General features: G+C 68.2%; 13 protein-coding genes and 1 tRNA gene. 4 read left to right on the top strand and 10 right to left on the bottom strand.

Going from position 1 to position 19,732, the window contains the following annotated elements:
- Positions 1–29 precede the first annotated feature (29 nt).
- Genes LBN7_RS19640 through polA form a run of 4 tightly spaced genes read right to left on the bottom strand, consistent with a single transcriptional unit; the run spans position 30 to position 6,888 of the window.
- Entirely contained in the window at positions 30–1,382 is a 1,353-nt protein-coding gene (locus tag LBN7_RS19640) for an MFS transporter (RefSeq protein WP_341945412.1), read from the bottom strand.
- 48 nt (positions 1,383–1,430) lie between these two features.
- Positions 1,431–2,465: an LLM class flavin-dependent oxidoreductase gene (locus tag LBN7_RS19635; protein ID WP_407360569.1), complete on the bottom strand. Its 1,035-nt coding sequence runs from the start codon at positions 2,463–2,465 to the stop codon at positions 1,431–1,433.
- Between the two features lie 54 nt (positions 2,466–2,519).
- A complete protein-coding gene (locus LBN7_RS19630) occupies positions 2,520–4,196 on the bottom strand; it encodes a DUF885 domain-containing protein (RefSeq protein WP_341945410.1) in 1,677 nt (558 codons plus the stop codon).
- 58 nt (positions 4,197–4,254) lie between these two features.
- Positions 4,255–6,888 carry a DNA polymerase I gene (gene polA / locus LBN7_RS19625; protein ID WP_407360568.1) on the bottom strand — a complete coding sequence of 878 codons (2,634 nt, stop codon included), beginning with the start codon at positions 6,886–6,888 and terminating at the stop codon, positions 4,255–4,257.
- 45 nt (positions 6,889–6,933) lie between these two features.
- Here polA and LBN7_RS19620 point away from each other — a divergent pair, with 45 nt between their 5' ends.
- Complete coding sequence (locus tag LBN7_RS19620) at positions 6,934–7,362, top strand: hotdog fold thioesterase (RefSeq protein ID WP_116634962.1); 429 nt, start codon at positions 6,934–6,936, stop codon at positions 7,360–7,362.
- Here the strand turns inward: LBN7_RS19620 and LBN7_RS19615 are convergent.
- Both LBN7_RS19615 and LBN7_RS19610 read right to left on the bottom strand, forming a co-directional pair.
- The gene (locus LBN7_RS19615; protein WP_407360567.1) at positions 7,337–7,918 is read right to left on the bottom strand and encodes a GNAT family N-acetyltransferase; all 582 of its coding nucleotides are present in this window, start codon (positions 7,916–7,918) and stop codon (positions 7,337–7,339) included. The genes LBN7_RS19620 and LBN7_RS19615 overlap by 26 nt on opposite strands.
- Before the next feature lie 16 nt (positions 7,919–7,934).
- Positions 7,935–8,552 carry an ANTAR domain-containing response regulator gene (locus LBN7_RS19610; RefSeq protein ID WP_116634961.1) on the bottom strand — a complete coding sequence of 206 codons (618 nt, stop codon included), beginning with the start codon at positions 8,550–8,552 and terminating at the stop codon, positions 7,935–7,937.
- A gap of 92 nt (positions 8,553–8,644) precedes the next feature.
- Here LBN7_RS19610 and LBN7_RS19605 point away from each other — a divergent pair.
- The 3 genes from LBN7_RS19605 (at position 8,645) to LBN7_RS19595 (ending at position 11,305) form a co-directional block, all read left to right on the top strand.
- A tRNA-Leu gene (locus LBN7_RS19605) sits at positions 8,645–8,727 on the top strand.
- A 24-nt stretch (positions 8,728–8,751) separates the two neighbouring features.
- Positions 8,752–10,002, top strand: a complete 1,251-nt coding sequence (locus LBN7_RS19600) for an alpha/beta fold hydrolase (protein WP_407360566.1) — start codon at positions 8,752–8,754, stop codon at positions 10,000–10,002.
- Positions 10,003–10,099: 97 nt separating this feature from the next.
- Positions 10,100–11,305 (top strand): M23 family metallopeptidase, encoded by a 1,206-nt coding sequence (locus LBN7_RS19595; RefSeq protein WP_407360565.1) that lies wholly within the window; start codon positions 10,100–10,102, stop codon positions 11,303–11,305.
- 57 nt (positions 11,306–11,362) lie between these two features.
- On the opposite strand, the gene LBN7_RS19590 is transcribed toward LBN7_RS19595, so the two are convergent.
- From LBN7_RS19590 to gltB, 4 genes are all read right to left on the bottom strand, one after another.
- A complete protein-coding gene (locus tag LBN7_RS19590; protein ID WP_407360564.1) occupies positions 11,363–11,899 on the bottom strand; it encodes an esterase/lipase family protein in 537 nt (178 codons plus the stop codon).
- Between the two features lie 250 nt (positions 11,900–12,149).
- Positions 12,150–13,601 carry a pyruvate kinase gene (gene pyk, locus LBN7_RS19585; protein WP_116634958.1) on the bottom strand — a complete coding sequence of 484 codons (1,452 nt, stop codon included), beginning with the start codon at positions 13,599–13,601 and terminating at the stop codon, positions 12,150–12,152.
- 60 nt (positions 13,602–13,661) lie between these two features.
- Positions 13,662–15,128 (bottom strand): glutamate synthase subunit beta, encoded by a 1,467-nt coding sequence (locus LBN7_RS19580; RefSeq protein ID WP_407360563.1) that lies wholly within the window; start codon positions 15,126–15,128, stop codon positions 13,662–13,664.
- Positions 15,121–19,701: a glutamate synthase large subunit gene (gene gltB, locus LBN7_RS19575; protein WP_407360562.1), complete on the bottom strand. Its 4,581-nt coding sequence runs from the start codon at positions 19,699–19,701 to the stop codon at positions 15,121–15,123. The genes LBN7_RS19580 and gltB overlap by 8 nt, the downstream gene beginning before the upstream one ends.
- Between the last annotated feature and the right edge of the window lie 31 nt (positions 19,702–19,732).

The raw sequence follows: 19,732 nt of genomic DNA, 5'->3' as shown, positions 1-19,732 counted from the left end.
ATTCCCGCCCGCGGCGGGAGAGGCGCACGTCAGCGGTCGTCGAGTGCGATGCCTCCGCGATCCGCAAGGCCCCAGGCGGCCCCGGCCGCGACCAAGAAGCAGGCGCCGAAGACGACGAACAGCAGCGGCGTGCCGCCCGCCACGAGCAGCACGGGCACGGACAGCGGCGCGACGATCGAGGCGATGCGCCCGACGCCGGCCGCCCAGCCGGCACCGGTCCCTCGGAGTGACGTCGGGTATGTCTCCGGGGTCACGGCATACAGCGCGCCCCACGCCCCGAGATTGAAGAATGACAGGGCCATCCCCGAGGCGATGATCGCGAACTCCGTCGTGGCCGTGCCGAAGAACACGGCGGAGACGGCGGACCCGACGAGGAAGACCGAAAGGGTGGCGCGCCTGCCCCAGACCTCGATGAGCCACGCCGCGACGGCGTACCCGGGGAGCTGTGCCAGAGTGATGATCAGCGTGAAGCCGAAGGACCTGACCAGGTCGAATCCGGCATCGAGGAGGATGCTCGGGATCCAGATGAATGCGCCGTAGTACGCGAAGTTCACGCACAGCCAGACCAACCAGAGACAGAGCGTGCGGACGCGGAACTCGCGGTTCCACAGGGTCGTGAGACGCGCCCTGGTCGTGATCGCGATCGCACGGGACGCGGGCTCCTTGCGGATCGCGGGCGCCGCGACGAGACCGGCGTCCGCCTCGAAGGTCGAGACGATCCGATCCGCTTCGGCGATGCGTCCGCGGGAGGCGAGCCAACGCGGAGACTCCGGCAGTCCCCAGCGGATGATCAGGGCGTAGACGGCCGGGATGGCCCCCAACGCGAACGCCCAGCGCCATCCCGCGTCGGATGCCGGGATCACGAAGTACCCGATGAGCGCGGACACGGTCCAGCCCACGGCCCAGAACGCCTCGAGGATGACGATGAGCCTGCCGCGGATGCGCGCTGGTGCGAACTCGCTCACGTAGGTCGAGGCGACCGGCAGCTCGGCGCCGAGTCCGAGCCCGACGAAGAACCGCAGCACCAGCAGCGCGGCGATCCCGCCGACGAGCGCGCTGGCTCCGGTGGCGATGCCGTACACGAGGAGAGTGAGCGCGAAGACCTGACGGCGGCCGAGACGATCGGCGAGGAGACCTCCGAGCGTCGCCCCGACCGCCATGCCGAGGAACCCGATGGACGCGATCCAACCGGCGTCCGTCTTCGTCAAGCCCCATTGCTGCGTGAGCGCCGCGAGGATGAAGGAGATGAGACCGACATCCATCGCGTCGAGCGCCCACCCGACGCCCGAACCGCTCAGGACGCGGAGATGGCGTCTCGTGAACGGCAGATCGTCGAGGCGCTCGGCGAGCGAGGCACGGCTCGGCAGGGCGGTGTTGGCCATGACCTCATCGTAGGACGGCGCGCGGCCGCGCCGCCCCACGATGACGAGTCAGTCCCGTTCGGACAGGATCTTGCGCACCCGCGGAATGACCTCGGTGCCGTAGAGCTCGATGCTCCGCATCATGGACTCATGGGACAGAGTGCCTGTCGCATACTTGAGATCGAAGCGGCCGAGCCCGAGAGTCGTGATGGTGTCGGCGATCTTGGCCGCCACGCGTTCGGGCGAGCCCGCGTAGATGGCCCCTTCGGGGCCGACGTCGTTCTGGAATCGCGCACGGCTGTACGCCGGCCAGCCGCGCTCGCGTCCGATGGTGTTGTTCATCGCCTCGAAGCCGGAGTATGCGGCGTCCCACGCTTCGTCATCCGTCTCAGCGATGTGCCCCGGAGAGTGCACGGCCACCGGGTGCGATGTCGTCCCGAACGAGGCGACCGAGCGGTGGTACAGCTCGACGAAGGGCTTGAAGCGCACCGCCGGACCGCCGATGATCGCGAGCATCAGTCCGAGCCCGTGGCGGGCGACGCGGACCACGGACTCGGGGCTGCCGCCCACCCCGACCCACGTGCGGAGCCCGTTCTCGGTCTTGGGGAAGACGTTCGCGTTCTCGAGCGAGGCGCGCATGGTTCCCGACCAGGTGACGGGCTCCTCCTTGAGGAGCTCCGTGAACAGCTCGAGCTTCTGCTCGAAGAGCGCCTCGTAGTCGCGGAGGTCGTAGCCGAAGAGCGGGAACGACTCGATGAAGGAGCCGCGGCCGAGCACGACCTCGGCGCGGCCGTGCGACAGTGCGTCCAGCGTCGAGAACCGCTCGAACACGCGCACGGGGTCATCGGATGACAGCACTGTGACAGCCGTGCCCAGGCGGATGCGCTCGGTGCGCGCGGCGATCGCTGCCAGCACCATCTCCGGGGCGGAGATCGCGAACTCGGAGCGGTGATGCTCCCCCACGCCGAAGAAGTCGACCCCGACCCGATCGGCCATCTCCGCCTGCGCGACGACGTTGCGGATCGTCTGTGCGCCGGTGAGGAGTTCTCCGTCGGAGTCCCTCGTGATGTCGCCGAAGGTGTCCAGTCCGAATTCGATGCTCATGTCATCCCTTTCCATTCAGATGAATGAACACCTCCCGGTGCCGGACCATTCCCGTCACCGCGGGAGGAGTGAACTCCGGAGCGTGTCGAGGCCGACGCCGCCCATGTCGAGCGCCCGCTTGTGGAACTCCTTGAACGAGAAGGACTCTCCTTCGGCTTCGCGCACGGCGTCGCGAACCTGTTCCCAGATGCGCTGACCGACCTTGTACGACGGCGCCTGCCCCGGCCAGCCGAGGTAGCGGTTCACCTCGAACTGCACGAACTGGTCGGACATGTTGACGTTGCTCCGCAGGAACTCGAGAGCGTAGGCGGCGTCCCAGGTGCCCGTTCCGTCGAGGCGGGGCTTGCCCAGGTGCACGCCGATGTCGAGCACGACGCGAGCGGCGCGCATGCGCTGGCCGTCGAGCATGCCCAGTCGGTCGGCGGGGTCGTCCAGGTAACCGAGCTGCTCCATCAGGCGCTCGGCGTACAGCGCCCAACCCTCGGCATGACCGGAGGTGCCGGCGAGGAGGCGCCGCCAGGTGTTCAGCTCGGCGCGGTTGTACACCGCCTGAGCGATCTGCAGGTGGTGTCCGGGAACGCCCTCGTGGAAGACCGTGGTCAGCTCGCGCCACGTGTCGAACTCGGTGACACCCTCGGGGACCGACCACCACATGCGTCCCGGACGCGAGAAGTCATCCGTCGGTCCGGTGTAATAGATCCCGCCCTCCTGTGTGGGCGCGATCATGCACTCGAGCGTGCGGATCGCTTCGGGGATGTCGAAGTGGGAGGCGCCGAGTTCAGCGACAGCGCGGTCGCTCGTCTCCTGCATCCACTTCTGGAGCGCGTCGGTGCCCACGAGCTTGCGGGCAGGGTCGGCCTCCAGGTGGGCGACGGCCTCTTCGACCGAGGCGCCGGGCAGGATCTCGTTCGCGATCGCGGTCTGCTCGGCGACCATGCGGGCGAGCTCCTCGCGTCCCCACTCGTAGGTCTCGTCCAGGTCGATCGTCGCGCCGAGGAAGCGGCGCGAGTTCAGCGCGTAGAGCTCGCGGCCGACCGCGTCGACGTCGCCGGCAGCGGGCGCGAGCTCTTCGGCGAGGAAGCGACGCAGCTCGTGGTACGCGACACGCGCGGCCGCGGAGTTGTCGGCGAGCGTGCGGGCGAGAGATGCGGGAAGCTGGCCCTCGTCGGGGCCGGCGTCAGCGACGAACGCTGCGAAGAAGCCGTCATCCGCGGTGTAGCGATCGATCTGCGTCGCGACCTCGACGACCTGACGACGCGCCGGGGTGACTCCCTCGGCGATGCCCTGGCGCAGCGTCTCGGTGTAGCCGCGCAGTGCACCGGGCACAGCCGCCAGACGTGTGGCGATCACGCCCCAGTCGTCGGCAGTGGCCGTCGGCATCAGATCGAACGCCGATCGCACGTCCTGCGCCGCCGAGGCGATCACGTTGAGGTCGCGCAGGTGCCACTTCGCCTCGTGCAGCTCGAGGTCGAGACGGAGCTCGGCACTCAGATCGGTCTTGGTGACCTCGTCGATCGCGTCGCCTGGCTCGAGCGCAGACAGCTTGTCGAGCGTCGAACGGGTCGCCGCGGCGATCTCCTCATGACCCGCGGGACTCAGATCGCCGAAGCGGTCGTTCACCTCGTCACGGCCGATGTAGGTACCGAGAGTCGGTGCGAGGACAGCGATCGTGTCGACCCACTCGTCAGCGACCTGGTCGATGGCAGACGGAGTGCGGGGAGCTGAAGTCATCCCTTCAGCCTAATCCCCCGCATCCTCTCGATATATCGGTTCTGTCGTCGCACCGACCTCAGTGCGCGGCCTCGTTCCAGTCCGCGCCGCGACCGACCTGCACGTCGAGCGGCACCCTCAGGTCGGCGGCATCGCCCATGCGCGCCCGCACGATCCGCTCGACGGCGTCCCACTCGCCCGGCGCGACCTCGACCACGAGTTCGTCATGGATCTGCAGCAGCGCACGCGAGGAGAGCTGATCGGAGCGCAGATCGTCATGGATGTGCAGGAGCGCGATCTTCATGATGTCGGCGGCACTGCCCTGGATCGGGGCGTTGAGAGCCGCACGCTCGGCGTTCTCCCGCAGCACGCGGTTCGGGCTCGCGAGGTCGGGGAACGGACGTCGACGCCCGAAGATCGTCTCGGTGTAGCCGACCTCCTTCGCCTTCATCACAGAGGCGCGGAGATAGTCGCGGACAGCGCCGAAACGGGCGAAGTACTCCACCATCAGCTGCTTCGCCTCGGACTGCTCGATGCGCAGCTGCTTGGAGAGACCGAAGGCGGACAGCCCGTAGACGAGGCCGTACGACATGGCCTTCACCTTGGTCCGCATCGCGGAGGTCACCTCGCTCGGGTCGACTCCGAACACCCGGGCGCCGACGAACCGGTGCAGGTCCTCGCCGCTGTTGAAGGCCTCGATGAGCCCCTCGTCGCCGGAGAGGTGCGCCATGATGCGCATCTCGATCTGGGAGTAGTCCGCCGTCAGCAGAGCCTCATAGCCCTCGCCGACCTGGAACGCGCTGCGGATGCGACGCGACTCCTCCGTGCGCACCGGGATGTTCTGCAGGTTGGGGTCGGTGCTGGAGAGCCGTCCCGTCTGACTGCCGGTCTGCACGTACGTGGTGTGGACGCGGTGGTCGTCGCCGATCGCCGTGTCGAGCGACTCGATGATCTGACGCAGCTTCGTCGCCTCGCGGTGCTGCAGGAGCAGGCTGAGGAACGGGTGCGGGTGGGTCTCCTGCAGGTCGGCCAGCGCTGCAGCATCCGTCGAGTACCCGGACTTGGTCTTGCGGGTCTTCGGGAGCTGGAGATCTTCGAACAGGACCTCCTGCAGCTGCTTGGGCGAACCGAGATTGAACTCTCGGCCGATGCTCGAGAAGGCCTCCTGGGCGATCCCCTCGGCGCGGGTGGCGAGCTCGCCCGAGAAGGTCGACAGCACCTCGTGCGAGACCGCGACACCGGCGACCTCCATGTCGGCGAGCGTCATCAGGGTCGGGAGCTCGATCTCGACGAGCACCTTGGTGACCGACTCGGGGATGTCGTCCCGCAGCGCGTCGGCGACCCGAAGCGCGAACCAGGCCTCCTGGGACGGCGTGGCGCCCTCGGTCTCGGGGACGAGCTGAGAGGGGTCTGCCTCGGGAAGCTTCTCGCCGAGGTAGCGCTCTACCAGGTCGGCGAGCGTCTTGTCGGGGAAGCTCGGGCGCAGCAGCCAGCCCGCAAGACTCGTGTCGTAGGCGAGACCGGCGAGGCGGATGCCCTGGCGCAACAGCGCCTTGACCTGGGGCTTCGCGTCGTGCAGCACCTTCGGGCTCGACGACTCGATCCAGCTGCGGAGCGCGTCTGCCGCGGCATCCGTCCAGTCGGACTCCCGCAGCTCGGTCGTCGTCGCCGCGCCGATGCGGACGGGCTTGCCGCCCTGCGTCGTGATGCGGAGCGCGACGTCGCCGTCCTGTGCCGCGGCCCACGTCGCGAGGTCAGCAGGCGCGACCTCGGCCGGTACGGGCAGGACGACCGCGGAGGCGGGATCGTCGGCGACCTCACCGGCGCCGACAGCGTCGAAGACACGCGGAAGCAGCGTACGGAACTCGAGCCGCGCGAAGATGTCGCGAACGGCCTGCGCATCGATCGGCGTCACCGCGAGGTCGTCGGGAGCGACAGGAAGCTCGACGTCACGGAGCAGACGGTTCAGCTTGCGGTTGCGCCGCACGTCGTCGATGTGGTCGCGCAGGTTGCCGCCGACCACACCCTTGATCTCATCGGCGCGATCGAGCAGCTCGTCGAGCGTGCCGAACTGGGTGAGCCACTTCACCGCGGTCTTCTCCCCCACCTTCGGGACTCCGGGAAGGTTGTCGCTGGTCTCGCCGACCAGGGCCGCGATGTCGGGATACTGCTCGGGCGGCACGCCGTAGCGCTCCTGCACCGTGGTGGGGTCGTAGCGCTTCAGCTGCGACACACCCTGCACCGATGGGTACAGCAGGGTCACCTCGTCGTTCACCAGCTGGATGCTGTCGCGATCGCCCGAGACGACGAGCACGTCGTAGCCCTGCTCCGCGCCCTGTGTCGAGAGGGTCGCGAGGATGTCGTCGGCCTCGATCCCCTCTTTCGTGAGAACGGGGATCGACATGGCCGCGAGGCAGTCCTGGAGGAGAGGGATCTGGCCGCGGAACTCCTGAGGCGTCTCGGACCTCGTCGCCTTGTACTCGGGGTACTCGTCGGTGCGGAACGAGTGCCGGGAGGTGTCGAAGGCGATCGCCAGATGGGTCGGCTGCTCGGCCTTGATGAGGTTCACCAGCATCGACAGGAAGCCGTAGATGGCGTTCGTGTGCTGATTGTCCTTGGTCGTGAAGTTCTCGACCGGAAGGGCGAAGAAGGCACGATAGGCGAGCGAATGGCCGTCGATGACCATGAGGGTAGGCTTTGCGGAGTCCGTCACCCTGTCAGCCTAACGAGGACGGCAGACACCCGCTGAGGAGGATTCATGAGCGACGTCGCGACGAGCGAGGGACTCGACTGGGCGACAGCTCGAGGGATGGGGGCGCTCGCCCAGAAGATGGGCATGGAGTTCCTCGAGTTCAGCCTCGAGCGGTGCGTCGCCACGATGCCCGTCGAAGGCAACACGCAGCCCGTCGGTCTCATGCACGGCGGCGCGTACGTCGTGCTCGGCGAGTCGCTCGGGTCGATGGCGGCGAATCTGCACGCCGGCCCCGGACGCCTCGCCGTCGGCGTCGACATCAATGCCACGCACACGCGTTCGGCGACCTCCGGTGTCGTCACCGGCGTCTGCACCCCGGTGCACCTCGGCCGCAGCATCACGGTCCACGAGATCGTCGTGACCGACGATCAGGGCCGGCGCTGCTCGACGATCAGGATCACCAACATGATCAAGGCCGTTCCCGCCGCGGACTGAGCGGCTCCTCCAGCAGCAGCTGGAAGAGCAGGTGGTCCTGCCACTCACCCGCGATGCGCAGATACTTCGGCGCCAGACCGATGCGCTCGAACCCGCTCTCGGCGAGCACGCGCTGCGAACCGATGTTGTGCAGCAGCGTCGCCGCCTGCAGGCGATGGAGCCGCAGTTCCTCCCTGGCGTGAGCGGCCACACGCTCGACGGCGCGGGACGCGAGACCACGGCGCAGACGCGAGACGTCGATCCAGTAGCCGAGGTCGGCGCTCCAGAACGCACCCCGCACGATGTTGTTGAGGTTCATCCGCCCGCGGATCTCGCCGTCGTCGGATTCGATGACGAATCGGATGCTGCGTCCCGAGGTGGCATCCGTCTCGCACTCCTGTGCGTGCCGCTCCTGGAACTCCTGCGTGAAGAAGGACTCTGCACGGGTGGGCTCCCAGGGCGCGAGATGGTGGCGGTTCGCGACGTAGGCGCGCGCGAGAGCGGCACCGTCACCGATCCGGATCGGGCGCAGGATGTGCTCGGCGTCGAGCCGAACAGCGGATTTCGGCAGGCTCACTCCGAGCCCTCCGGGCTCACTTCTTCGGCGCGAGCTGCTCGATGATCGCCTTCGCGACGTCCTGCATCGTCAGACGGCGGTCCATCGACGCCTTCTGGATCCAGCGGAACGCCTCGGGCTCGCTCAGCCCCATCTTCTCGTTGAGCAGGCCCTTGGCCCGGTCGACGAGCTTGCGGGTCTCGAAGCGCTCGACCATGTCGGCGACCTCGGCCTCGAGCGTGATGATCTGCTCGTGGCGGGCCAACGCGATCTCGATCGCCGGGAGCAGGTCGTTCGGGGTGAACGGCTTGACGACGTAAGCCAGAGCGCCGGCCTCGCTCGCGCGCTCGACGAGCTCCTTCTGGCTGAACGCCGTGAGGAGCACGACCGGGGCGATGTTCCCCTTGTGCAGCTTCTCGGCCGCGCTGATGCCGTCGAGCTGAGGCATCTTGACGTCCATGATGACGAGATCGGGGCGCAGCTCGGTCGCGAGAGCGACAGCGGTCTCACCGTCGCCGGCCTCGCCGACGACATCGAAGCCGTTGTCGCGGAGGATCTCGACAATGTCGAGACGGATCAGCGATTCGTCTTCGGCGACGACGACGCGTCGGGGTGCGGATGCCGTGGGCTCTACAGCCTGTTCTTGCTCGGTCACAGATCCATCCTAGTGGAGAGGCCCCGGCTACCGGCTGTGGCCCGACGCTGCGACGAGATCTCCTGCGCTAAAGTCGAAGGCGCGACACACGAGCCGGCGTGGCGGAATGGCAGACGCGGAGCACTCAAAATGCTTTGTCCGAGAGGGCGTGTGGGTTCGAGTCCCACCGCCGGCACCCTCTGTGCGCTATACAGTCCCTATGGACAGTGGCGCGCCTGCGGCGCACGCACATCGACCGAGGCGGCGACGGATCCTTCTCATCATCGGGGCCGTCCTCGTCGTCGTGCTCGGGCTCGCCGCAGCGGAGTTCGCCCGCCGGTACATCGAAGGGCAGGCCGACCTCAAGACCGATCCGGCGTTCTACACGCTCCCCTCCCCCGCCCCGACCGGCGACCCCGGCGAGATCATCCGCATCGAACCGATCGCGAGCGCACCGGCGGGAACAACGGCGTGGCGGGTGATCTACCACTCGCGAGACCTCGCCGGCGATGACATCCCGGTCTCCGGCGTCGTGATCGTCCCGGAGGGACCTGCGCCGGAGAACGGACGCACGGTGGTCTCCTGGGCCCATCCGACCACGGGTGCCGCCGCGCAGTGCGCACCATCGCTCGGTCTCGATCCCTTCCAGTACATCGAGGGTCTTCACGAACTGCTGGCCGAGGGATACGCGATCGCCGCGACCGACTACCCGGGCCTCGGCGTCGAAGGGCAATCCTCCTACCTCCTCGGCGTACCGGAGTCGAACAGCGTGCTGGACATCGTGCGCGCGGCGCGCACGATCGACGGCGCGGACATCGGCGACCGCGTCGTCCTTTGGGGGCATTCGCAGGGAGGGCAGGCCGTGCTCTTCGCGGCGGAGCGGGCATCGTCGTACGCCCCGGAGCTGAAGCTGCAGGGTGTCGCGGTGGCTGCGCCGGCGGCGAATCTGAACGCGCTGATGACCGATGACATCATCGATCTCTCCGGAGTGACCATCGCGTCGCTCGCCATCCCCGCCTACACGGTCGCATACGCCGACCGGTACACGGCGGACGAGATCACCGCGATACTCACTCCCGCCGGGGCGAAGGCCACCCCCGAGATGGCCGAGCTCTGCCTCCTCACGCAGACGAAGGAGCTCCATGCGATCGCCGATCCGCTCGTCGGCGGCTATGTGACCAGCGACCCGGCCACCACCGAGCCGTGGAAGACCCTGCTGGAGGAGAACAGCGCGGGCGGGCAGCCCGTGACCGTACCCGTCTTCGTCGGACAGGGCGAGGCCGACCAGCTGGTGCGCCCGAGTGCGACCGAGGCCTATGTGAAGCTGCTCTGCTCCCAGCAGGCGGATCTCACGTTCCACACCTACCCCGACATCGATCACGGACTGGCCGCCTACGCCGCGCTCCCGGATCTGTTGCTCTGGCTCCCCACTCTGGGCGACGGGCGCACACCCTCGGGGAACTGCGGCTGACATCTCCTCGATCGAGCACCGCGAGCAGCCTGCCTTGGGCACAATGAGATGTATGCCCCGTCCCAGACCACGCTCGGCGTTGTTCTCCGCTGTTGCGATGTCCTCCATCTCCGTGCTGTTCCTGAGCGGATGCACGGGCCCGTCGGGCGCGTCCGACTCTCCCGCCATGACGCCGGTCGAGTCCTCACCCGCCCAGTACGATGCCGCTCAGGATGCCTACTCCCCGGTGGTCGTGACCGTCACGAATCCGCCGATCGCGGCTCCCGCCACCGACGGTCGCATGCATCTGGCCTATGAGCTCCTGCTCGTCAACGCCTCGGCGTCGCCGGCAACGATCGAGTCCGTCGAATCCCGCGCCGACGGAGGCACACTGCAGTCGCTCACCGGCGAGGAGTTGACCGCCGTCTACCGCGGTGTCGGCACGGGCGACGCGGGCGGTACCCTCCCGGGCGGCGGAAGTGCCATGATCTGGATGGACGCGATCGTCGACTCTGCCGCCGAGGTGCCGACCTCGATCGAGCACACCGTGACGGTGCGGATGCCGGAAGCCAACCCACCCATCCACGACTCCGTCATCGTCGAACACGTTCCCGCCGTCACAGTGAGCGCTTCGACTCCCGTCACCATCGGTCCACCGCTGCAGGGCGCGGGCTGGCTGAACGGCAACGGATGCTGCACCCTCACACCGCACCGCGGAGCGGTCAGCCCCATCAACGCCGGCTTCAAGGTCCCGGAACGCTGGGCGATCGATTACGTGCAGCTGACCGACGATGACCGGCTGTTCACCGGAGACAAGACCGTGGCCCAGAACTACCCGTCCTTCGGCAACGACGTCATCGCAGTCGCCGACGGGCCGGTGGTCGCGATGACCACCGACCGACCGGAGCAGACACCGGGCGCGAACCCGACCGGCCTCACCCTCGACGAATACGGCGGCAACTACATCGTGCAGGACATCGGCGACGGCCGGTTCGCCTTCTATGCGCACCTGCAGCCCGGCAACCCAGCGCACGTCGAGGTGGGTCAGCAGCTGAAGAAGGGCGAGCCGATCGCGCTGCTCGGAAACTCGGGCAACTCCGACGCCCCACACCTGCACTTCCACATCATGGATTCGCCGAGCCCGCTCGCCTCGAACGGCGTGCCGTTCCTGATCGACTCGTTCACCCTCGACGGAGTCGTCCCGAGCGCTGAGGCGCTCGAAGCGGGCTTCGCCGGCACGCCCTACGACCGCGATACCGCCGTCTCGGGCGACCGCACCTCCGAGGCGCCTCTCGTCGGGGACGTGATGACCTATGCCCCCTGACAGCAGCCCGAAGCCTCGTGGAGGCGAGCGCGAGATGTTCGACGTTCGGGGCGAGGTCTACTCGGCCAGCACCGCCAGCTCGGCGAGGACGCGCGGATGGGCGAGGATGCGGAAGTGCCCTCCGGTGTCGAGCCGGACGTTCTTCGCTCCCGCCAGCTCGCTCCCCTCAGGGATGTGCGGATCGAAGTCGGCGTAGATCGAGACGATCCGGGAGTTGACGCTGAGCTGCCGGGCGAGACCGACGATCGACGGGTCCTCCGGAGCGAACGCACGCAGCGTGCGCACGGGGAACATCCGGGCGTAGCGTGAGCCGCCGAAGGGCGTCGCCACCGCGAGCATCGAGCGCACCCGTCCTGCCGCGCGTCCGGTCATGGCGAGCTTGCCGGCCAGACCGCCCTTGCTGTGCGCGACGAGGATGACGTCATGCAGATCCCGTTCCTCGAGGAACGCGGTCACGCTCTCCGCCATCTCAGCCACAGGGCGCTGATTCCGCTGCAGGGCGTCGACGACATGGACGGGATGCCCTCGGGCATGCAGCTCCGTGATCAGCGGCTGCAGGAATCGCCAGGTCTCGTACACGCCGGGGAGCACCACGATGGGTGCCGCGTCGCCCGACGCGTATGACGTCGCGTCTGATCGGGAGAACGTCGCCCTGAGCTGCCAGTACCCGGCGTAGGCGTAGTCGGCAAGCCACCAGCCGGCGGCCTTCAGCGGATGGATGCTGCAGCCTCCGCCTCGGAGTGGACGAGCATCGCCCGGTCGTTGTCCATAGGGGGAACATACACCGAGACGGACGACAGAGGGGCGAGACCGAAGTCCCGCCCCTCTGCTGCGCACCAACGGATCAGACGGTTGCTTCCTTGTAGATCGGAGCAGCACCGCCGACGGCGTCCCCGACCTTGTGGACGCGGATGTCGTTCGTCGAGCCCACGATTCCGGGAGGGGAACCGGAGATCACGACGACCTTGTCCCCTTCCTCGGCCAGACCGTTCTTCAGCAGATAGTCGTCGACCTGCAGATACATGAGGTCAGTGTGCTGCACCATGTCGACGAGGGTCGAGCGGATGCCCCACGTGAGCGCCATGCGGCGGCGGATGTCGGGCTCCGGCGTGAAGGCCAGCATCGGGATGCGCGAGCGCAGACGCGACAGGCGACGAGCGGAGTCGCCCGACTGCGTGAAGACGCAGAGGAACTTCGCGTCGACGAACTCGGCGACCTCGAGGGCGGCGAGGGTGATCGCGCCACCCTGGGTGCGCGGCTTGGTGGTGAGCGGCGCGATGCGCTCCAGGCCGTGCTCCTCGGTGGACTCGATGATGCGGGCCATCGTCTCGACGACAACGACCGGGTAGTCGCCCACGCTCGTCTCTCCGGAGAGCATGACCGCGTCGGCGCCGTCGAGGACGGCGTTCGCGACGTCGGACGTCTCGGCGCGCGTCGGGACCGGGCTGTTGATCATGGATTCGAGCATCTGCGTCGCGACGATGACCGGCTTCGCCATGCGGCGGGCGAGCTCGACGGCGCGCTTCTGCACGATCGGCACGGCCTCGAGCGGCAGCTCGACACCGAGGTCGCCACGGGCGACCATGATCGCGTCGAACGCGTCGACGATCTCCTCGAGGGCGTCGACCGCCTGCGGCTTCTCGACCTTGGCGATGACGGGGACCTTGACGCCCTCCTCTGCCATGATCTCGTGCACACGGGTCACGTCCGAGGCGTTGCGCACGAACGACAGCGCGATCAGGTCGGCGCCGATGCGCAGACCCCAGCGCAGGTCGTCCTCGTCCTTCTCGCTCAGCGCGGGGACGTTGACGGCGACACCGGGCAGGTTGATGCCCTTGTTGTTCGAGACGGCACCGGCGACGATCACCTTCGTGGTGACGACGACGCCGTCGGTCTCGACGACCTCGACGCGGACCTTGCCGTCGTCGATGAGGAGGAAGTCACCCGGCTTGACGTCCTGCGGCAGACCCTTGAAGGTCGTCCCGCAGATGTCCTTGTTGCCGATGATGTCCTCGGTGGTGATCTTGAAGATGTCACCGACCGCGAGCTCGTAGGGCCCGTTCTCGAACTTGCCGAGACGGATCTTCGGGCCCTGGAGGTCCACGAGGATCGCGACGGCGCGGCCGGCGTCGTCCGCGGCACGGCGCACGTTGGCGTAGTTGTTCTCGTGCACGGAGTAGTCGCCGTGGCTGAGGTTCAGGCGTGCGACATCCACCCCCGCATCGATCAGTGCGCGCACCGTCTCATAGGTGGAGGTGGCGGGGCCCAGGGTGGCGACGATTTTCGCGCGTCTCAACAGAATTCTCCAGGGATAGAAGTGGGGGAAGGTGAATCAGGCGAGGTGCCGCCGCTCAGCCTACGCGGGCTGAAGGCCGATCGCGACATCTTGCGGACGCACCGGCTCGGGCAGCACGGTGCTGCCCATGAGGAACCGGTCGACGTTCGCGGCAGCGGCCCGGCCTTCGGCGATCGCCCAGACGATGAGCGACTGTCCGCGGCCGGCGTCACCGGCGACGAACACGCCGGACACGGTCGACTCGTAGCTGGAGTCGCGGCGGAACGCACCGCGGTCGGTCACCTGCGGGAGGGTCTCCTCGGTGTAGCCGTCCTGCTCCGGGCCGGTGAAGCCCATGGCGATCAGCACGAGGTCAGCGGGGATCTCGCGCTCGGTGCCGCTCTTCGGCACGCGGCGTCCGTCGATGTACTCGGTCTCGGCGACCCGGAGTGCACGCACCTCGCCCACCTCGTTCGAGAGGAACTCGACCGTGGAGGCGAGGAACATCCGCTCGCCGCCCTCCTCGTGGGCAGAAGCGACCTCGAACACGGTCGGCATCATCGGCCACGGCTGGTGGTCGGGACGCTCCGTGCCGGGCTGCTTGCCGATGGCGAGGTTGGTGACGCTGAGTGCGCCCTGACGGTGCGCGGTGCCGATGCAGTCCGCGCCGGTGTCGCCGCCGCCGATAACGATGACGTGCTTGCCCTCGGCGGTGATCTGGTTGGTGACCTTGTCACCGGCGACCGCGTGGTTCGACTCGACCAGGTACTCCATGGCGAAGTGCACGCCGTCGAGGTCGCGTCCGGGGATCGGAAGGTCGCGCGGAACCGTCGCGCCGGTGGCGATGACGACCGCGTCGTAGCGCGCGCGCAGGTCGGCCCAGGAGATGTCCTTGCCGATCTCGACGCCCGCCCGGAAGCGGGTGCCCTCCTCCTGCATCTGGCGAAGACGCGTCTCCAGCTGTCCCTTCTCCATCTTGAAGTCGGGGATGCCGTAGCGGAGCAGTCCGCCGATGCGATCGTCGCGCTCGAACACCGCGACCGTGTGACCGGCGCGCGTGAGCTGCTGCGCGGCCGCGAGGCCGGCGGGGCCGGATCCGACGACGGCGACGGTCTTGCCGGTGAGGCGCTCGGGCGGCTCGGGCTCGACCCAGCCCTTCGCGAAGGCCTCATCGATGATCGAGACCTCGATCTGCTTGATCGTCACCGCCGGCTGGTTGATGCCGAGCACGCACGAGCTCTCGCACGGCGCAGGGCACAGCCGCCCGGTGAACTCCGGGAAGTTGTTGGTGGCGTGCAGGCGCTCGATGGCCGCGCGGCCCTCGCCGCGCCAGGTCAGGTCGTTCCACTCGGGAATGAGGTTGCCGAGCGGGCATCCGGAATGGCAGAACGGCACGCCGCAGTCCATGCAGCGGCCGGCCTGGCGCTGCAGCACCGCCTTGTCGCCGCGCTCGTAGACCTCTTTCCAGTCCATGATGCGCACGGGCACCGGACGTCGTGCGGGGAGTTCCCGCTCGGTCACCTTCATGAAGCCTTTGGGATCAGCCACCGGTCACCTCCAGGATGCGGTTCCACACGATGTCGCCGTCGGGGTCGATCCCCTCGGCCAATGCTTCCTCGCGCATGCTCCGCACGGCGGCGAAGTCACGGGGAAGCACCTTGACGAACTCGGACGCCGTCTCGTCGAAACGCTCGAGGAGAGCGGATGCCCGCGGTGACGCGGTGCGCTCGACGTGCGCCGTGAGGAGGCTCCGCAGCACCTCGAGATCGGCACGGTCCAGCTGCTCGAGGAGGAGCTCTCCGCTGCCGAGGGACTGCGCGTTCACCTTGCCCGTGTCGAGCGCGTGCACGTAGGCGATGCCGCCGGACATGCCGGCGCCGAAGTTGCGACCGGTCGAGCCGAGGATCACGGCGAGCCCACCGGTCATGTACTCGAGCGCGTGGTCTCCCACGCCCTCGACGACCGCGGTGGCGCCCGAGTTGCGGACGAGGAACCGCTCCCCCACGACGCCCGAGATGAACATCGTGCCGGAGGTCGCACCGTAGCCGATGACGTTGCCGGCGATCACGTTCTCGTGCGGTGCGATCGACGAGCCGCGCGGCGGACGGATGGTGATGTCGCCGCCGGAGAGGCCCTTGCCCACGTAGTCGTTGGCGTCGCCCTCCAGACGCAGGACGATTCCCGGCGGGAGGAACGCGCCGAGCGACTGCCCCGCCGTTCCGTGCAGGGTGACGTCGATCGTCTCCTTCGGGAGCCCCGCGGCGCCATGCCGCGACGTGACCTGATGGCCGAGCATCGTGCCGACGGCCCGCTCGGTGTTCGCGATCGGAAGCTCGACCACGACGGGCTCGCCGTTGAGGAGCGCGCCCTTCGCGATGTCGATCAGCTGCACGTCGAAGTGCTTCTCGAGCTCGTGATCCTGCGCACGGCCGCTGCGACGCGGCTCGCCGGCCGGGAAGACGGGACCGTCCAGCACCGGGCTGAGGTCCAGGCCCTCGGCCTTCCAGTGGTCCACGGCCGCGTTCATCTCGATGAGGTCGGCACGGCCGACGATCTCATCGATCGAGCGGTAGCCGAGCTCGGACAGCAGCTCGCGCACCTCTTCGGCGATGAACTCCATGAAGTTGACGACGAACTCCGGCTTGCCGGTGAAGCGCTCGCGCAGCGCCGGGTTCTGCGTGGCGACGCCGACCGGGCACGTGTCGAGGTGGCAGACGCGCATCATGATGCAGCCGCTCACCACGAGCGGAGCCGTCGCGAAGCCGAACTCCTCCGCACCGAGCAGGGCGCCGATGATCACGTCGCGGCCCGTCTTGAGCTGACCGTCGACCTGCACGACCACGCGGTCGCGCATGCCGTTGAGCATGAGCGTCTGCTGGGTCTCGGCCAGACCGAGCTCCCACGGCGTGCCCGCGTGCTTGAGGGAGTTCAGCGGGCTCGCGCCGGTGCCGCCGTCGTGTCCGGAGACGAGGATGACGTCGCTGAGCGCCTTCGCCACACCGGCGCTGACGGCGCCGATACCCGACTGGCTCACGAGCTTGGTGTGGATGCGCGCCTCGGGGTTCGCCCTCTTCAGGTCGAAGATGAGCTGCTTGAGGTCCTCGATCGAGTAGATGTCGTGGTGCGGAGGAGGCGAGATGAGTCCCACGCCGGCCGTCGCGTGACGCGTGCGCGCCACCCACGGGTACACCTTGGTCGGCGGCAGCTGCCCGCCCTCGCCGGGCTTGGCGCCCTGGGCGAGCTTGATCTGGATGTCATCCGACTCGGTCAGGTAGAGGCTCGTGACGCCGAAGCGGCCGGAGGCGACCTGCTTGATCGCGCTGCGACGCTCAGGGTCGACCAGCCGGTCGGGGTCTTCGCCGCCCTCACCGGTGTTCGACTTGCCGCCGATCCGGTTCATGGCGATCGCGAGGGTCTCGTGCGCCTCGCGCGAGATCGAGCCGTAGCTCATCGCGCCCGTCGAGAACCGCTTGACGATCGCGGACACCGGCTCGACCTCGTCCAGCGGAACGGGCTTGCGGGTGCCGGTGCGCAGGCTGAAGAGTCCGCGCAGCGTCTTGAGCTCCGCCGCCTGGTCGTCGACGAGCTTCGTGTACTCGCGGAAGATGTCGTAGCGACGCGTGCGCGTGGAGTGCTGCAGCTTGAAGACCGTCTCCGGGTTGAAGAGGTGCGGAGAGCCGTCGCGACGCCACTGGTACTCGCCGCCGGTCCACAGACGCTCGTGCGCGCGCGCCGCGGCGTCCTCCGGGTAGGCGTAGTCGTGACGCGCCTGGTTCTCGGCGAAGATCTCCTCGATGCCGATCCCGCCGAGCTTGGACTCGGTGCGGGTGAAGTAGGCGTCGATGAACTCCTGGCTGAGGCCCACGGCTTCGAAGACCTGCGCGCCGGCGTAGGACGACACCGTGGAGATGCCCATCTTCGACATGATCTTCAGCACGCCCTTGCCGAGCGCGTAGATCAGGTTCTTGACGGCCTTCTCGGGTGTGATGCCGGTGATGTAGCCGGTGCGCACCAGGTGCTCGACCGTCTCCATCGCCAGGTACGGGTTGATCGCCGAGGCGCCGTAGCCGATGAGGGTCGCGACGTGGTGCACCTCGCGCACGTCACCCGCTTCGACGATGAGACCGACCTTCATGCGGTTCTCACGGCGGATCAGGTGGTGGTGGATCGCCGAGACCATGAGCAGCGACGGGATCGGCGTCAGATCCTTGTTCGAGTCGCGGTCCGACAGGATGATGAACTCGGCGCCGTTCTCGATCGCCTCGTCCACCTCCGCGCACATCTCGGTGAGGCGGTCGGCGAGCGAGTCGGGGCCCGAGTCGAAGTGGTACAGGCCGCGGACCGTCACGCTCGACCGGTCCGGAAGGGCCTTGTCGATGTGGCGGATCTTCGCGAGCTCGTCGTTGTCGATCACGGGGAAGTCGAGCGACACCGTGCGGGTGTGCTCAGGACCCCACGAGAGCAGGTTGCTCTCCGGGCCGAGACCGAGCTTGAGGCTCGTGACGACCTCTTCGCGGATCGAGTCCAGCGGCGGGTTGGTCACCTGCGCGAACTGCTGCGTGAAGTAGTCGAACAGCAGGCGCGGACGCTTGCTGAGCACCGCGATCGGTGTGTCCGATCCCATCGCGCCGAGGGGCTCGACACCGGTCTGCCCCATCGGGGTCAGGAGGATGCGCACCTCCTCCTCGGTGTATCCGAACGTGCGCTGACGGCGGGTGATCGAGGCCGGCGGGTGCACGATGTGCTCGCGCTCCGGGAGATCGGCGAGGCGCACGGCACCCGCATCCAGCCAGTCCTGCCACGGGTGCATCGTGGAGAGCTCGCGCTTGATCTCCTGGTCCTCGACGATGCGCCGCTGCGCCGTGTCGACGAGGAACATCTTCCCCGGCTGCAGACGGCCGCGGCGCTTGATGCGCTCCGGCTCGAACGTCAGCACACCGGTCTCCGAGCCGATCACGACGAGTCCGTCGGTCGTCTCCGTCCAGCGACCAGGACGCAGGCCGTTGCGGTCGAGCGTGGCGCCGACGAGGGTGCCGTCGGTGAAGATGAGGGCGGCGGGTCCGTCCCACGGCTCCATCTGGTTCGAGTGGTACTCGTAGAAGGAGCGGAGCTCCGGCGTGATGTCGGCCTGCTTCTCGTAGGCCTCGGGGACCATCATCATGATGGCGTGCGGCAGGCTGCGCCCGGTGAGCGTCAGGAGCTCGAGCACCTCGTCGAAGGAGGCCGAGTCGCTGGCGCCATCCGTGCAGATCGGCAGCAGCGGCGCGACGTCTCCGAGCAGCTCGGACTCGAGCTGCGACTGACGCGCGCGCATCCAGTTGCGGTTTCCGCCGACCGTGTTGATCTCGCCGTTGTGGGCGAGCATCCGCAGCGGCTGCGCGAGAGGCCAGGACGGGAAGGTGTTCGTCGAGTACCGCGAGTGCACGACGGCGAGCTCCGAGGCGAAGCGCTCGTCCTGGAGGTCGGGGTAGAACGGCTCGAGCTGCAGGGTCGTGACCATGCCCTTGTAGCCGAGCGTGCGGCTCGAGAGCGAGACGAAGTAGGCGCCGAGCTCGTGACCGGCGCGCTTGCGCAGACGGTAGGCGACACGGTCGAGCGCGATCCCCGTGAGCGGGGCCTGCGCATGGGTGGCTCCGCCGGCGCTGACGAACAGCTGCTCGAAAGCCGGACGGGCCTCATCGGCGAGCTTGCCGAGGTTGTCGTTGGCGGTCGGCACCTCGCGCCAGCCGAGCACGCGCAGCCCTTCGGCGCGGGCGATCTTCTCGATGCCCGCCTTCTGCTGGCGACGTTCGCTCGAATCGCGCGGCAGGAACGCGAGCCCCGCGGCGTACTCCCCCACCGGCGGCAGCTCGAAGCCCGCCACCGCGCGGAGGAACTCGTCGGGCATCTGCGTGAGGATGCCCGCTCCGTCGCCCGTGCCGGCGTCAGAACCGATCGCACCGCGGTGCTCCAGGTTCCGCAGCGCCTGCAGCGCGAGCGCGATGATGTCGTGGCCTGCCGTGCCTCGCAGCGTCGCCACCATGGCGAGGCCGCAGGCGTCCTTCTCGAACGCCGGGTTGTACATGCCCTGCTTGGCCGGGAACTGCTGCCCGACGGGTGCGCGGAGGTCGCTCGATGCCATGCGGTACCGTCCTCAGATCTTCAGGTGACCC

It is taken from the genome of Microbacterium sp. LBN7 (assembly GCF_045690345.1).
Lineage (GTDB): Bacteria > Actinomycetota > Actinomycetes > Actinomycetales > Microbacteriaceae > Microbacterium.
The sequence above is the reverse complement of the archived record's forward strand: the minus strand, read 5'-3'. Positions and strand labels throughout refer to the sequence as shown.